Annotated in this window: 14 protein-coding genes; 8 read left to right on the forward strand and 6 right to left on the reverse strand. The window is 40.2% G+C overall.

The genetic code is table 11. The features are described 5' to 3' along the window. The first annotated feature begins 207 nt into the window (after positions 1 to 207). The 5 genes from ileS to I2I13_RS19655 all read left to right on the forward strand — a co-directional run bounded on the left by ileS (position 208) and on the right by I2I13_RS19655 (position 6,323). The gene (gene ileS, locus I2I13_RS19635; protein ID WP_195650287.1) at positions 208 to 3,696 is read left to right on the forward strand and encodes an isoleucine--tRNA ligase; all 3,489 of its coding nucleotides are present in this window, start codon (positions 208 to 210) and stop codon (positions 3,694 to 3,696) included. A 35-nt stretch (positions 3,697 to 3,731) separates the two neighbouring features. Beyond that, positions 3,732 to 4,112 carry a TraR/DksA C4-type zinc finger protein gene (locus I2I13_RS19640; protein WP_004295883.1) on the forward strand — a complete coding sequence of 127 codons (381 nt, stop codon included), beginning with the start codon at positions 3,732 to 3,734 and terminating at the stop codon, positions 4,110 to 4,112. Positions 4,113 to 4,208: 96 nt separating this feature from the next. Further along, positions 4,209 to 4,865, forward strand: coding sequence for a lipoprotein signal peptidase (locus tag I2I13_RS19645; protein ID WP_148366639.1), 657 nt, complete (start codon positions 4,209 to 4,211; stop codon positions 4,863 to 4,865). Further along, positions 4,855 to 5,931: a DUF4296 domain-containing protein gene (locus I2I13_RS19650; protein ID WP_148366640.1), complete on the forward strand. Its 1,077-nt coding sequence runs from the start codon at positions 4,855 to 4,857 to the stop codon at positions 5,929 to 5,931. Before I2I13_RS19645 ends, I2I13_RS19650 begins: the two co-directional genes overlap by 11 nt. Before the next feature lie 5 nt (positions 5,932 to 5,936). Continuing rightward, a complete protein-coding gene (locus tag I2I13_RS19655) occupies positions 5,937 to 6,323 on the forward strand; it encodes a hypothetical protein (RefSeq protein ID WP_148366641.1) in 387 nt (128 codons plus the stop codon). Here I2I13_RS19655 and I2I13_RS19660 read toward each other — a convergent pair. Continuing rightward, complete coding sequence (locus I2I13_RS19660; protein ID WP_148366642.1) at positions 6,274 to 7,038, reverse strand: RNA methyltransferase; 765 nt, start codon at positions 7,036 to 7,038, stop codon at positions 6,274 to 6,276. The genes I2I13_RS19655 and I2I13_RS19660 overlap by 50 nt on opposite strands. Before the next feature lie 142 nt (positions 7,039 to 7,180). On the opposite strand from I2I13_RS19660, the gene I2I13_RS19665 reads away from it, so the two are divergent. Then, a complete protein-coding gene (locus I2I13_RS19665) occupies positions 7,181 to 9,490 on the forward strand; it encodes a BamA/TamA family outer membrane protein (RefSeq protein WP_148366643.1) in 2,310 nt (769 codons plus the stop codon). On the opposite strand, the gene I2I13_RS19670 is transcribed toward I2I13_RS19665, so the two are convergent. The 4 genes from I2I13_RS19670 to I2I13_RS19685 form a co-directional block, all read right to left on the reverse strand. Further along, the gene (locus I2I13_RS19670) at positions 9,444 to 9,896 is read right to left on the reverse strand and encodes a hypothetical protein (protein ID WP_195650288.1); all 453 of its coding nucleotides are present in this window, start codon (positions 9,894 to 9,896) and stop codon (positions 9,444 to 9,446) included. The genes I2I13_RS19665 and I2I13_RS19670 overlap by 47 nt on opposite strands. Positions 9,897 to 9,989: 93 nt before the next feature. Further along, positions 9,990 to 10,541 (reverse strand): DUF3332 domain-containing protein, encoded by a 552-nt coding sequence (locus I2I13_RS19675; RefSeq protein WP_195650289.1) that lies wholly within the window; start codon positions 10,539 to 10,541, stop codon positions 9,990 to 9,992. 93 nt (positions 10,542 to 10,634) lie between these two features. After that, entirely contained in the window at positions 10,635 to 11,084 is a 450-nt protein-coding gene (locus I2I13_RS19680) for a DoxX family protein (RefSeq protein ID WP_004303298.1), read from the reverse strand. 90 nt (positions 11,085 to 11,174) lie between these two features. After that, positions 11,175 to 11,609, reverse strand: coding sequence for a copper resistance protein NlpE (locus I2I13_RS19685; RefSeq protein WP_148366646.1), 435 nt, complete (start codon positions 11,607 to 11,609; stop codon positions 11,175 to 11,177). Positions 11,610 to 11,753: 144 nt separating this feature from the next. Here I2I13_RS19685 and I2I13_RS19690 point away from each other — a divergent pair, with 144 nt between their 5' ends. Next, positions 11,754 to 12,002 (forward strand): hypothetical protein, encoded by a 249-nt coding sequence (locus tag I2I13_RS19690; RefSeq protein WP_004295894.1) that lies wholly within the window; start codon positions 11,754 to 11,756, stop codon positions 12,000 to 12,002. 111 nt (positions 12,003 to 12,113) lie between these two features. Here the strand turns inward: I2I13_RS19690 and I2I13_RS19695 are convergent, their stop codons facing one another. After that, entirely contained in the window at positions 12,114 to 12,536 is a 423-nt protein-coding gene (locus tag I2I13_RS19695; RefSeq protein ID WP_195650290.1) for a BT0820 family HAD-type phosphatase, read from the reverse strand. 96 nt (positions 12,537 to 12,632) lie between these two features. Here I2I13_RS19695 and I2I13_RS19700 point away from each other — a divergent pair, with 96 nt between their 5' ends. Then, positions 12,633 to 14,021, forward strand: a complete 1,389-nt coding sequence (locus tag I2I13_RS19700; RefSeq protein ID WP_004295896.1) for a peptide MFS transporter — start codon at positions 12,633 to 12,635, stop codon at positions 14,019 to 14,021. Positions 14,022 to 14,092: the final 71 nt, after the last annotated feature.

Below are 14,092 nucleotides of genomic sequence, written 5' to 3' on the forward strand. Positions count from 1 at the left end.
GTTAAGTGTTTTTAGGTTTCCCACTAAAACAAGGAGATACCTGTTTTGTTTAGGCTGTAGGTGGTTTATAATCGTTAACTTCACACGAATCCGATTAAAAGTCTTAGCTTTTTGCTCAACTAAACAAATGTTTTTGTAAATTTGCACCCTTAAAAATGGGGATACCCCTCAAATTGTAAATTGTAAATAGTAAAATCGTAGACAGCTATGGGTAAGAGATTTACTGAATATTCGCAGTTTGACCTTTCGCAGGTGAACAAAGATGTGCTGAAGAAATGGGACGAGAACCAGGTTTTCGCCAAGAGTATGACAGAACGTGATGGCTGTCCTTCGTTCGTGTTTTTCGAAGGACCTCCCTCGGCTAATGGTATGCCGGGCATTCACCATGTAATGGCTCGTACCATTAAGGACATTTTCTGCCGCTACAAAACGATGAAGGGTTATCAGGTGAAGCGTAAAGCCGGATGGGATACGCACGGACTGCCTGTGGAACTAAGTGTAGAAAAAGCATTAGGTATCACAAAAGAAGATATTGGTAAGAAAATCTCTGTTGCCGACTACAATGCGGCTTGCCGGAAGGACGTGATGAAATATACCAAGGAGTGGGAAGACCTGACTCATCAGATGGGATATTGGGTGGACATGAAGCATCCTTATATCACGTATGACAATCGTTATATTGAAACACTGTGGTGGCTATTGAAGCAACTGCATAAAAAGGGATTATTATATAAAGGATATACGATCCAACCGTATTCACCGGCTGCAGGAACAGGATTGAGCTCACACGAGTTGAATCAGCCGGGCTGTTACCGAGATGTAAAAGATACAACGGCCGTTGCCCAATTTAAAATGAAGAATCCTAAACCGGAAATGACGGAATGGGGAACTCCTTATTTTATTGCCTGGACAACTACTCCGTGGACATTGCCCTCAAATACGGCACTCTGCGTAGGACCGAAGATCGATTATGTGGCTGTACAGTCTTACAACGCCTATACCGGAGAACCTATTACTGTTGTTCTGGCTAAAGCTTTATTGAATGTACACTTCAATGCAAAAGCGGCGGATTTGAAGTTGGAGGATTATAAAGCCGGAGATAAACTTGTGCCGTTTAAAGTGATTGCCGAATATAAAGGCACTGATCTTATCGGTATGGAATATGAGCAGTTGATTCCTTGGGTAAAACCTGTCGAAGTATCTGAAGACGGTACTTGGAAAGCTAGTGATAAAGCTTTCCGTATAATACCGGGTGATTATGTAACTACAGAAGATGGTACGGGTATCGTTCACATTGCACCGACATTTGGTGCGGACGATGCGAATGTGGCACGTGCTGCAGGAATTCCGTCACTATTCATGATCAATAAGAAAGGTGAAACTCGTCCGATGGTGGACCTGACCGGTAAATTCTATCTGTTGGATGAGCTGGATGCTACTTTCGTAAAAGAATGTGTGGATGTAGACAAATACAAGGACTATCAGGGCGCATGGGTGAAAAATGCCTATGATCCTCAATTCATGGTAGATGGAAAATATGATGAGAAAGCTGCGCAGGCTGCCGAATCTTTGGATATTGTCATTGCCATGATGATGAAAGCAGACAACAAGGCTTTCAAAATAGAGAAACATGTCCACAACTACCCACATTGCTGGCGTACAGACAAACCGGTACTTTATTATCCGTTGGATAGCTGGTTTATCCGTTCTACCGCTTGTAAGGAACGTATGATAGAACTGAACAAGACTATCAACTGGAAACCGGAATCTACCGGAACCGGCCGTTTCGGTAAGTGGCTGGAAAATCTGAATGACTGGAACCTTAGCCGTTCCCGTTATTGGGGTACTCCGTTGCCTATCTGGCGTACGGAAGATAATACGGATGAGATATGTATCGAATCTGTAGAAGAGCTTTATAATGAAATCGAGAAATCGGTAGCTGCCGGATTTATGAAATCCAATCCATACAAGGATAAAGGTTTCGTTCCGGGCGAATACACCGAAGGAAATTATGATAAGATTGATCTTCACCGTCCTTATGTAGACGACATCATATTGGTATCAAAAGATGGTCAGCCGATGAAGCGTGAATCAGACTTGATTGATGTATGGTTCGATTCGGGTGCTATGCCTTATGCGCAGATACATTATCCGTTCGAAAATAAGGAACTGTTGGATAGCCGTCAGGTATATCCGGCCGACTTTATCGCAGAAGGGGTAGACCAGACACGTGGTTGGTTCTTTACCTTACATGCTATCGCTACGATGGTATTTGACAGTGTGTCATACAAAGCTGTTATTTCTAACGGTTTGGTGCTCGATAAGAACGGTAACAAGATGTCTAAACGTCTGAATAATGCTGTCGATCCGTTTACTACGATTGAAAAGTATGGTTCCGACCCGTTGCGTTGGTACATGATAACCAATTCTTCTCCGTGGGATAACCTGAAATTTGACGTTGAAGGAGTGGAAGAAGTTCGTCGTAAATTCTTCGGCACTTTATATAATACGTATTCATTCTTTGCACTTTATGCAAATGTAGACGGATTTGAATATAAAGAAGCGGATGTGCCGATGGCAGAACGTCCGGAGATTGACCGTTGGATCTTATCTGTATTGAATACATTGATAAAAGAGGTAGATACTTGCTATAATGAATATGAACCGACAAAGGCAGGACGTCTGATTTCTGATTTTGTGAATGATAATTTGTCCAACTGGTATGTTCGCCTGAATCGTAAACGTTTCTGGGGTGGTGAATTTACACAGGATAAATTGTCTGCTTATCAGACATTGTATACTTGTCTCGAAACAGTTGCTAAATTGATGGCTCCTATATCTCCGTTCTATGCAGACCGGTTATATACGGACTTGATTACAGCAACAGGTCGTGACAGTGTCGTTTCTGTCCACCTTGCCGAATTCCCGAAATATCAGGAAGAAATGATAGACAAGGAATTGGAAGCCCGTATGCAAATGGCACAGGATGTTACATCCATGGTGTTGGCATTGCGTCGTAAGGTGAATATCAAGGTGCGCCAACCGCTGCAGTGTATCATGGTTCCGGTGGTGGATGAGGAGCAGAAAGCTCATATCGAAGCTGTGAAGAACCTGATTATGAACGAAGTGAACGTGAAAGAAGTCAGATTCGTTGATGGCGCGGCCGGTGTATTGGTGAAGAAAGTGAAATGTGACTTTAAGAAACTGGGTCCGAAGTTCGGCAAGCAGATGAAAGCGGTGGCCGCTGCGGTTGCAGAAATGTCACAGGAAGCAATCGGTGAATTGGAGAAGAACGGAAAGTATACGTTAAATCTGGATGGTGCAGAAGCTGTTATCGAAGCATCAGACGTTGAGATCTTTAGTGAGGATATTCCGGGATGGTTGGTTGCCAATGAAGGTAAACTGACTGTAGCACTTGAAGTTACTATTACCGAAGAGTTGCGTCGTGAGGGTATTGCCCGTGAATTGGTGAACCGTATTCAGAATATACGTAAGTCAAGCGGCTTTGAGATTACAGACAAAATAAAAATAACAATCTCGAAAAATACGCAAACAGATGATGCGGTAAATGAATATAATACTTATATTTGTAACCAAGTTTTAGGCACATCTCTGGAACTTGTAGATGAAGTGAAAGACGGAACAATGCTGGAGTTTGATGACTTCTCGCTGTTTGTGAATGTGATAAAAGACTAATACTATATTGATTAACCTTTTTAAATTGTAAAATTATGGCAGAAAAGACTAGATATTCGGATGCGGAACTCGAGGAATTCCGTGCCATTATTATGGAGAAACTGGAATTGGCACAACGTGACTATGAACAGTTGAAAAAAAGTTTGATGGGACTGGACGGTAATGATACCGATGATACATCTCCTACATATAAAGTATTGGAAGAAGGAGCTAACACGCTCTCCAAGGAAGAAACAACCCGCCTGGCACAACGTCAGCTGAAGTTTATCCAAGGATTACAAGCTGCTTTGGTACGTATTGAGAATAAAACGTATGGCATCTGCCGTGAAACCGGAAAGCTGATTCCGGCAGAGCGTTTGCGTGCTGTTCCTCACGCTACGTTAAGCATTGAAGCAAAGAACAGTGGTAAAAAATAACAGATAGCAATAGGCTACAGGTAACGGGCTACAAGTAGCTGCGCAAAATTTACGCACGGCACTTGTAGCTCGTTATGTTTAATTTATAATAAACACATGAAGAAACTATTCACAAAGGGAAGAATTGCCCTGTTCGTTATCTTTTCCGTATTGATTATTGACCAGATTATCAAAATCTGGATTAAAACTCACATGTACTGGCATGAAAGCATACGTGTGACAGATTGGTTTTATATCTATTTCACCGAAAATAACGGAATGGCTTTCGGTATGGAAATTTTCGGCAAGCTGTTCCTGACAACATTCCGTATTGTTGCGGTGGCATTGATAGGATGGTATCTTTATAAAATAATAAAGAAAGGGTTCAAAACAGGCTACATTGTTTGTGTGGCTCTTATTCTGACCGGTGCTTTAGGAAATATCATAGACAGTGTGTTCTATGGAGTTTTCTTCAATGAAAGCACTCATTCACAGATTGCCAGCTTTATGCCCGAAGGCGGTGGATATTCTACCTGGTTTTATGGAAAAGTAGTGGATATGTTTTACTTTCCGATTATAGATACAAACTGGCCTACATGGATGCCGTTTGTGGGCGGAGAGCATTTTATATTCTTTAGTCCGATCTTTAATTTTGCAGATGCCGCTATCAGTTGTGGTATCATTGCCCTGTTACTTTTTTATAGTAAATATTTGAATGAGTCATATCATTCGTTGGATAAAGATAAAAAGGAAGCTACAGATCATGAAAAGTAAATTTCGGTTTCATCTGTGTCTCATCTGCATGTTCGCTTTTGCAGTAGCCGGGTGTAAAGTGAAAAGACCCAGTGATGTAATCTCGGAATCGAAGATGGAGAATTTGCTGTATGATTATCATGTGGCAAAGTCTATGGGAGATAATTTGCCTTATAGTGAGAACTATAAGAAAGCATTGTATATCGACGCCGTTTTTAAGAAATACGGGACTACGCAGGCTGCATTTGACTCGTCTATGGTTTGGTATACACGTAACACTGAGATTTTATCGAAAATTTATGATAAGGTGAAGAAGCGTTTGAAAGATGAACAGGAACTTGTGGGTGACTTGATAGCCAAACGTGATAAGAAACCGAAAATGACTAAGCAGGGTGACAGTATTGATGTCTGGCCGTGGCAGCGTATGATTCGTTTGACCGGTGAAATGATGAATAATCAATATGTATTTACTTTGCCGACCGACTCTAACTACAAAGACCGTGATACGCTGGTATGGGAAGTACGCTATCGATTCCTCGAACCGATGCTTGCCGACTCTTTAAGAGGCGTTACGATGGCCATGCAGGTGATTTATGAGAAAGATACGATCAATCATTGGAAAACGGTGACTGAACCGGGTGTGCAACAGATTCGTTTGTTTGCAGATACATTAGGTCCAATGAAAGAAATAAAAGGCTTCATTTATTATCCGGGAGATAGTCTGGAAAAGGGAGGAGCATTATTGGCTGACCGTTTCATGATGACTCGTTATCATTGTACGGACACAGTTTCGTTTGCTGTCCGCGATTCTTTGAACAAGATAAAAGCTTTGAAAGCGGATTCTTTGAAGAAGATATCTGCTAAAGAAAATGCCGACTCTTTGCATAAGATCATAGACAAGGAGAAAGATGACATGCAGCGTCTGACACCGGAAGAAATGAACCGTCGTCGTACGGGAACTCATCGCGAGAAGAAACCGGAACAGATTGAAGTGGAACAACATATCCAGAAGGAAAGAATGGAGCAAAGAAAGGAGCGTCAGATGAATCAACGCAGGCAGCAACAACAAAGACGCCAAAATCGCTGATCGTAATGAAACGTTTTGCTTCTCATTATTTGCTGATACCTGCTGTAGGATTTATGAAGCAGCAGGTGGTGGAGATCACCGGTGAGGGAATTGTTCGAGATGTATTTCCACTGACTGAAGAGATTGAGTCGGTCGAATGGATGCCGGGAGTGATTGCCCTGCTTTCTGAAAACCAAATGGAAGAAATAAAAAACACTGGGATGATTTTTAAAAACATCCCAGTGTTTTCATCCAATCTTCCCAATGTTCCGAATCAATCTTCCCAATGTTTGATGGAGTATCTGCATGAAGCGGAAAAGAAGGGGGAAGCCCTATTTCCTTATTTATTTTATCCTTTTGATTTTACTTCCATGCAGCCTGTCGACGGAACTCGGCACAGATTACTGCGGTAGCGATGGCTACATTAAGAGACTCGGATGTCTCCTGACCTTCCGGATAATTGGGAATATATAATTTTCTGTTAATCAATGCAGCGACTTCTTTTCCTATACCATTCCCTTCATTTCCCATTACTATCAGGCCATTGGCAGATAATGGTTGCTCATACATATTTTTTCCGTCCAGAAAAGTTCCGAATATAGGAGTGTCTCCGAGTGAACGGATAAAATCGGGGAGGGAAGTATAGTGCACTTTCACGCGGGTAATTCCTCCCATTGTGGCTTGTATGGTTTTAGGGTTATATACGTCTACCGTATTCTGTGAGCAGATAATATGTTCGATGCCAAACCAATCGGCCAAACGGATAATAGTACCGAGGTTTCCGGGATCTTGCACATCATCCAATGCAAGGCAAAGTGATTGGCGCACGACTTCCGGATTCAACGTATAGGATGGTTGTTCGAAAATGGCAAGTACCTGTTGGGGAGTTTTCAATAAACTGGCCCGTGAAAGATCTTCCTGTGAAACTTCTACCAGTTCACTTGCATCTATATCGGGATGTTTTTGAAGCCACGAGGAAGTGGCTGCTAAAAAACGACAAGGAAAATGTCCGAGTAAATCACCTACCAATTTAGGACCTTCAGCCAGAAATACTCCCTCTTCTTTGCGTATTTTCTTCAGTTCCAGCGAGTGGATATACTTTATTTTGTTTTTACTTAGTGATGCCATAAATTTGATATTCTTTTGCAAAGCTATAAAGATATTTCCAATCTATCCTTACTTTCCTCTCTTTTTCTTAATTTATTTTTCCCGTCAGAAAATATAATTTATCTTTGTAAGCGCATTTTTTATGCTATCGATGTAAAACCGTATGAGGAGAAATTTTCTTTATTTACTTGCTTCTGCTGCTGTCTTGTCACTTGCTTCGTGTACTACCACTAAGTTTGTGCCGGATGGTTCTTATTTGCTGGATGAAGTTAAAATTCGTACGGACCAGAAAAACATACGGCCTTCTTCCTTACGTATGTATGTTCGGCAAAATCCTAATGCCAAGTGGTTCAGCCTGATAAAGACTCAACTTTATGTCTACAATCTGTCGGGACGTGATTCAACCAAATGGGGAAACAAATTTTTAAGAAGGATAGGGGATGCTCCTGTAATATATAGCGAGGACGAAGCGAAACGCTCTGAAGAAGAGATCACTAAGGCGGTGCATAATATGGGATATATGGCGGCAACCGTGAAGCGTTCGACCAAAATAAAAAAGAAAAAGATTAAGCTGTATTATGATGTAACGGCAGGCAAACCCTACGTTGTTCAATCTATCAAATATGATATTTATGATCCTAAAATAGCCTCTCTTCTCAAACAGGATTCTGCCAGAAGCTTGCTGAAGGAAGGAATGTATTTGGATGTGAATGTATTGGATGCGGACAGGCAACGCATCACGAATAAGTTGCTTCGGAATGGCTACTATAAATTTAATAAGGATTATATCGGATATACGGCCGATACGGTTCGTAATACTTATAATGTAGATTTGACTCAACATTTGCAGATGTATAAAGTGCATGCGAGTGATTCGGCAAGGGCACATCAGCAATATTGGATCAATAAGATTAATTTTATTACGGATTATGACGTTTTGCAGTCTTCTGCTTTGAGTAGTGTGGATATTAATGATTCGGTTCATTATAAGGGATATCCGATTTACTATAAGGATAAGCTCTATTTACGTCCTAAAGTGCTTACGGATAACCTCCGGTTTGCTTCCGGCGATTTGTTTAATGAGCGTGATGTGCAACAAACCTATTCCAGTTTCGGGCGTTTGTCTGCATTGAAATATACGAATATCCGTTTTATCGAGACTCAAGTTGGAGATTCAACAATGCTCGATTGTTATGTGATGTTGACTAAGAGCAAACATAAATCGGTATCTTTCGAGGTAGAGGGAACCAATTCTGCCGGTGACTTGGGAGCAGCGGCTTCCGTTTCTTTCCAGAATAGGAATCTCTTTCGCGGATCGGAAACGTTTATGATAAAATTCCGTGGAGCGTATGAGGTTATTTCCGGGCTTCAAGCTGGTTATTCAAATAATAACTATACGGAGTATGGGGTGGAAACGAGTATCAACTTTCCTAATTTCCTGTTCCCATTCATTTCCTCTGATTTTAAACGGAAAATCAGGGCTACAACAGAGTTTGGTTTACAGTATAATTATCAGTTGCGACCGGAGTTCTTGCGCACGATGGCTTCTGCTAACTGGAGTTACAAGTGGACGCAGCGTCAGAAGATACAACACCGTATTGATTTGATAAATATTGCTTTCCTTTATTTGCCCCGTATCTCTGAAAGGTTTAAGGAAGACTATATAAATAAGGGACAGAACCATATATTCCAGTATAATTATCAGGATCGGCTGATTATAAATATGGGATATAGCTATAATTATAATAGTGTAGGAGGATCGATTATCAATAATACGATTGCTTCTAATTCATATTCCATCCGTTTTAATTTCGAATCGGCGGGAAATGTAATGTATGCTCTGTCAAAGGCTGCAAACATCCGGAAGAACAGTGATGGTGAATATGCTATTCTAGGGATTCCATATGCTCAATATCTGAAGGGGGAGTTTGATTTTGCTAAGAATATCAGAATTGATTATCGTAACTCTTTTGCGTTTCATGCCGGTGTGGGAATAGCTGTACCTTATGGAAATGCGAAGACTATTCCGTTTGAGAAACAATATTTCTCCGGTGGAGCCAATAGTGTCCGCGGATGGAGTGTTCGCGATTTGGGACCGGGCTCTTTTGCAGGAAATGGGAATTTACTCGATCAATCCGGAGATATTAAACTGGATGCCAGTATTGAATACCGAAGCAAGTTATTCTGGAAGTTTCAGGGGGCGGTATTTATTGATGCCGGTAATATCTGGACCATCCGGAGTTATGCCAATCAACCTGGAGGGGTTTTCAAGTTTGATAAGTTTTATAAGCAAATAGCAGTGGCCTACGGATTGGGTCTTCGCTTGGATTTAGATTTCTTTATTCTGCGCTTTGACGGAGGTATGAAAGCTGTCAACCCCGCCTATGAAACGAGGAAAGAGCATTTCCCCATCATCCATCCTAAATTCAGTCGTGACTTTGCTTTCCATTTTGCTGTGGGATATCCTTTCTAATCAGCCATTTATTATTTACTCTTACTAACTCGAGCGTATCTTGCAGGGAACTTACGTATTCTATTTTTCCTCCGATAGGATGAATGACGAATGCATTTTTGATTTGGCAGACAACTGACGCTTCTTCTAAATTAGCATCTACCTCACTTGAAATAACAGAAACTTTTGCAGCGCCTCGTGTCTTGAGTTGCTCCAGATGGGGTTGACCGACATTGGATGCCAAGAAACTAAGATAAGATTGGGAAGAAGGCGTGCTCCATTCTTTGGCGACCGGATAATTGAAATTATAAAAGGCTTCGCAGAAATCAATGGCTGTCTGTTCTATTTGAGTTTGAGGAGTTTGTTGCTGACAAGATAGGCAGGTGAAGATTAGAACAGAATAGATAAGTGTATGTAGTTTATTCATAGTACAAAAGATTCTTGATAGAAGAAGATAAGATTGAAAAAGGAGATGAAACTCCCGTATGATGTTTCATCTCCTTCGTATTTGTTTTTATTTTTAGCGGGCGGCAAACATAAGATTGCTCATTGTAGCCTGGCGTGCTGCCAGCATGCCTTGAGCATCCAACGTTACATTCATCTTTTCGCCATTTGGCAAGAACAAATCAGCAGTGCCATCATTGTTCATTTTTACTAATTCAGCGCTTTCACCGTTTGCAACGACATTCCATGTATTGGCTTCTTTGTTGTAGATCAGGTCCATTGAAGCAGTTTCGCCCTCTTTAGTAATGGAATATCCATTCTCAAGAGTTTTCACCATGTAGTTGCCGTTTTCTCCTTTTACTTTCTTTACATCACCTACATTAGCCATCGGATTGGAGCCACTCCAGAATTCGATTGAGTTGATAACTAAAGCATCAGCCAGGTAAGCTACACCATAAACCGGAATAATGTTGAAAGCAAGGAATACGAGTTCGTTTACAAACTTGTTTCCAACTGATTGATTCCAGGAAGACAGGCGGTTGAATAAACCGAATGATCCTACACAAGAACTGAATAATAAGCTACCGCTAAGTACTACTGCGACTAAAGTCAGTTTCCCTTTTTTCATGTTAAAATGTTTTTGATTAATAAAAAATATTGATAATTTCTCTCTTATGTGTATGCAAATATAATATTTTTTAATTAATCGGGACTATTATTTCTAATTTTTGTATGCTCTTGACTTCCGCCGTGACAATTCGTTTCCTATGATATGGTCTATTGAAAATTTACCGGGACCGGCAATATACATCAATATAAATACGACCAAATAGATGAAAGCTAGCTCTTTAACTGCAAAAACGTCATTTGCATGAACTACAAAGAAGGCTACTATCATTGTGAAAATCATCGGGATCATTGCCAAGCGATACAGGAATCCGATGATAAATGCCATCGAACATACGAGTTCGCCAAAAATTGCTAATCCGAGAGATAGGGGACTTCCTATTCCAAGCGGATCAGGAAACACTGCTGACATCTCCTGGAAGTTACTCCATTTCTGGATACCATGGTTCATTAATAATATACCGAAGATGATCCGGACAGCCAATAGCAACAAAGACACCTTCGTTGTATTCGATTTTGTGGGAAATAAAAAACTATAAATCATAAGTTGTTCTATTTTTAAGTTTATATCTATTTATATAAACATAAAAAATCTTGAATTTGTTCTTTATTGATAGCAAAATTTGTTTGGACCTTATTCCTTATTTAAAACATAATGGTCTGCAAGTTCTCCGGTTATTTCTTGTTTATCCATTGTTAGCTTGCGTAAATGATTTTCTCCCACTTTATAATAAGAAAGTTCTCCGCCTTCTTCTTTAAGAGTCAACAGATTGTCTTTTAAAATATATGTACCTTTCTCGTCAAATGAGCTGTCTCTATCGATATATACGGAATGGAGGCTGAATGTTTTGTCCGGATTTAATGTCAGGGTTATTTCAATGCCCGGACAATCGGCAGCAGGGAAAACTCCTTTATAAGTCCCTTCGTAATCAAGTGAATTTTCCGCATTATGGATATCGGTTGCTTCGATTGAGGTGCTGTCTGCACCGGCACTCTTGTTTGTTTTCGCGCTATTGTTGCAGGCTGCCAAAAGAGCACATGAACATACTAAAATGAAAAATTTCTTCATAATTATTGCTTCTATTAGTTAGTCTAATTGAGTATATTGGACGTAAAGGTATAAATTTAAAATGGAATCTTTATAGTAAAAAGAAACGAACAACTTTATTTATGAATAAATAAACTTTGTATCTTTGCGGAAAATTCTAAAGAGATGGCACAACATACTTATGACAATGAAGCTGTTCAGGAATTATTGAACTGGGCAAAAAAGATGATTGAGACAAAGAATTATCCAACAGAAAGATATCAGGTCAATAAATGTACTACCATTATTGATGGTAAATCGTATTTGGAATCTTTGATTGCAATGATTTCGAGAAACTGGGAGAATCCGACTTTTCATCCTACTATTGAGCAATTATGGGAGTTTAGGGAAAAGTGGGAAAATAAAGAAGCATAGTAAATTGCGATTCAATGTTGAATGATAAATCATTTATGAATATGAAGATGCACTCTTATCTGACATGATTAGAGTGCATTTTTATTTATTAGTTTGATATTTATCAGCTTCCTAGAAAGGCAGCCACCTTTTCTTCTTTTTTAGGGATGTTTTTTCTTCTTCTCCGCTTTGGCTATAGACATCTGCAAACGTCTTTTTCTCTTTGATCATTTCGTAAATGACTCCCCAGTCCGGCAAACCACCCAGGTTTCGGTCGTCAATGAACATATCGGCTTTCAACTTTCGAGAGAATCCCTGATGGTCTTTCTGCTCTTCAGGATAGTCCTTATTAACGGCATAAAATTCTAAACCTCTGGCTTTACACCATTCGACAGCTTCGTCCAAAAGTGCTCCTTCACGCACACTCCATAGTATTAAACGATGCTTTTCTTGTTGCAATAACTTCAATGTGTCAACAGCGAATGGAATCTCTTCACCAATGCGTGGATAACGATGTTCTACAATCGTTCCGTCAAAATCAACAGCTATAATCATAGTTTTTAATTACCTAATTTGGAACAAAGATACGGACAGTAAGCCAAAAAAACGTATCTTTGTCTCAAATTAACATTTTAATAAAAATATAAATACATGAACAATTCCCCTCAGCGTGCTGCTAAAGGCTTTACGAGAGCATTTTGGGTCAGCAACACAGTCGAACTGTTTGAGCGTATGGCATATTATGCCGTTTTTATCGTTCTCACTATTTATTTATCTTCCATTTTAGGTTTTAATGATTTCGAAGCAAGTATGATTTCCGGGCTTTTTTCCGGTGGATTGTATCTGCTTCCTATTTTTTCCGGTGCGTATGCTGACAAGATCGGTTTCCGGAAATCAATGATTATAGCATTTTCCTTATTATCCATCGGATATTTAGGGTTGGGTGTACTGCCCACTTTGCTGGAAGCTGCCGGTTTGGTTAGCTATGGTGCCACTACTCAATTTAATGGTTTGCCTGATAGCTATACCCGGTGGATTATTGTGCCGGTTTTGTTTGTACTTATGGTGGGAGGTTCTTTCATTAAGTCCATTATCTCTGCTTCTGTGGCTAAAGAAACAACGGAAGCAACTCGTGCCCGTGGTTATTCCATATTTTATATGATGGTAAATGTGGGGGCTTTCACCGGTAAAACGATTATCGATCCTTTGCGTAATGTCATTGGTGAGCAAGCGTATATCTATATTAATTATTTCTCCGGTGCGATGACAATAGTTGCTTTACTTGCTGTTATTCTTCTTTATAAATCGACGCATACGGCAGGTGAAGGAAAAAGCCTCCATGAGATTGGACAGGGATTTATGCGAATCATTACAAACTGGCGTTTATTGATTCTTATTTTGATTGTTACTGGTTTCTGGATGGTGCAGCAGCAGCTTTATGCCACTATGCCTAAATATGTGATTCGTATGGCTGGCGAGACGGCAAAACCGGGTTGGATTGCCAATGTGAATCCGTTTGTGGTGGTTTGTTGCGTTAGTTTTATCACCCGTTTGATGGCCAAACGCAGTGCGATTACTTCGATGAATGTGGGAATGTTTTTGATTCCTATTTCGGCATTACTGATGGCATGTGGAAATCTGCTGGGTAATGATCTTATTACAGGCATGAGTAATATTACTCTGATGATGATTGCGGGTATAGTTGTACAGGCGCTTGCCGAATGTTTCATTTCACCGCGTTATCTGGAATATTTCTCTTTACAGGCTCCTAAAGGAGAAGAAGGAATGTATTTAGGATTCAGTCATTTGCATTCATTCCTTTCCTCCATTTTCGGTTTTGGTCTGGCGGGAATTCTGCTCACTAAATATTGTCCGGATCCGGCTTTGTTCGAGACGAGGGAAGCATGGGAGGCAGCTAGTGGAAATGCCCATTATATATGGTATTACTTTGCTGCTATAGGTCTGATTGCCGCTGTAGCGCTACTATTATTTGCAAAAATCACCGAATCCATCGACAAAAAGAAGGAAGCTTCTCGGTAATTCTCTGCTTTTTTATGTATATTTGCCGTCACTTTGCTGTAAAAGTTGACGGCATTTTGCATTTTAATAAA

The organism is Bacteroides sp. D55t1_190419_B8 (assembly GCF_015558905.1).
Classification (GTDB): domain Bacteria; phylum Bacteroidota; class Bacteroidia; order Bacteroidales; family Bacteroidaceae; genus Bacteroides; species Bacteroides vicugnae.

What these genes read in the sequence shown, in the direction of transcription:
- ileS (WP_195650287.1), top strand. Translation starts at nt 208, where the DNA reads ATGGGTAAGAGATTTACTGAATATTCGCAGTTTGACCTTTCGCAGGTG.
- I2I13_RS19640 (WP_004295883.1), top strand. Translation starts at nt 3,732, where the DNA reads ATGGCAGAAAAGACTAGATATTCGGATGCGGAACTCGAGGAATTCCGT.
- I2I13_RS19645 (WP_148366639.1), top strand. Translation starts at nt 4,209, where the DNA reads ATGAAGAAACTATTCACAAAGGGAAGAATTGCCCTGTTCGTTATCTTT.
- I2I13_RS19650 (WP_148366640.1), top strand. Translation starts at nt 4,855, where the DNA reads ATGAAAAGTAAATTTCGGTTTCATCTGTGTCTCATCTGCATGTTCGCT.
- I2I13_RS19655 (WP_148366641.1), top strand. Translation starts at nt 5,937, where the DNA reads ATGAAACGTTTTGCTTCTCATTATTTGCTGATACCTGCTGTAGGATTT.
- I2I13_RS19660 (WP_148366642.1), bottom strand. Translation starts at nt 7,038, where the DNA reads ATGGCATCACTAAGTAAAAACAAAATAAAGTATATCCACTCGCTGGAA.
- I2I13_RS19665 (WP_148366643.1), top strand. Translation starts at nt 7,181, where the DNA reads ATGAGGAGAAATTTTCTTTATTTACTTGCTTCTGCTGCTGTCTTGTCA.
- I2I13_RS19670 (WP_195650288.1), bottom strand. Translation starts at nt 9,896, where the DNA reads ATGAATAAACTACATACACTTATCTATTCTGTTCTAATCTTCACCTGC.
- I2I13_RS19675 (WP_195650289.1), bottom strand. Translation starts at nt 10,541, where the DNA reads ATGAAAAAAGGGAAACTGACTTTAGTCGCAGTAGTACTTAGCGGTAGC.
- I2I13_RS19680 (WP_004303298.1), bottom strand. Translation starts at nt 11,084, where the DNA reads ATGATTTATAGTTTTTTATTTCCCACAAAATCGAATACAACGAAGGTG.
- I2I13_RS19685 (WP_148366646.1), bottom strand. Translation starts at nt 11,609, where the DNA reads ATGAAGAAATTTTTCATTTTAGTATGTTCATGTGCTCTTTTGGCAGCC.
- I2I13_RS19690 (WP_004295894.1), top strand. Translation starts at nt 11,754, where the DNA reads ATGGCACAACATACTTATGACAATGAAGCTGTTCAGGAATTATTGAAC.
- I2I13_RS19695 (WP_195650290.1), bottom strand. Translation starts at nt 12,536, where the DNA reads ATGATTATAGCTGTTGATTTTGACGGAACGATTGTAGAACATCGTTAT.
- I2I13_RS19700 (WP_004295896.1), top strand. Translation starts at nt 12,633, where the DNA reads ATGAACAATTCCCCTCAGCGTGCTGCTAAAGGCTTTACGAGAGCATTT.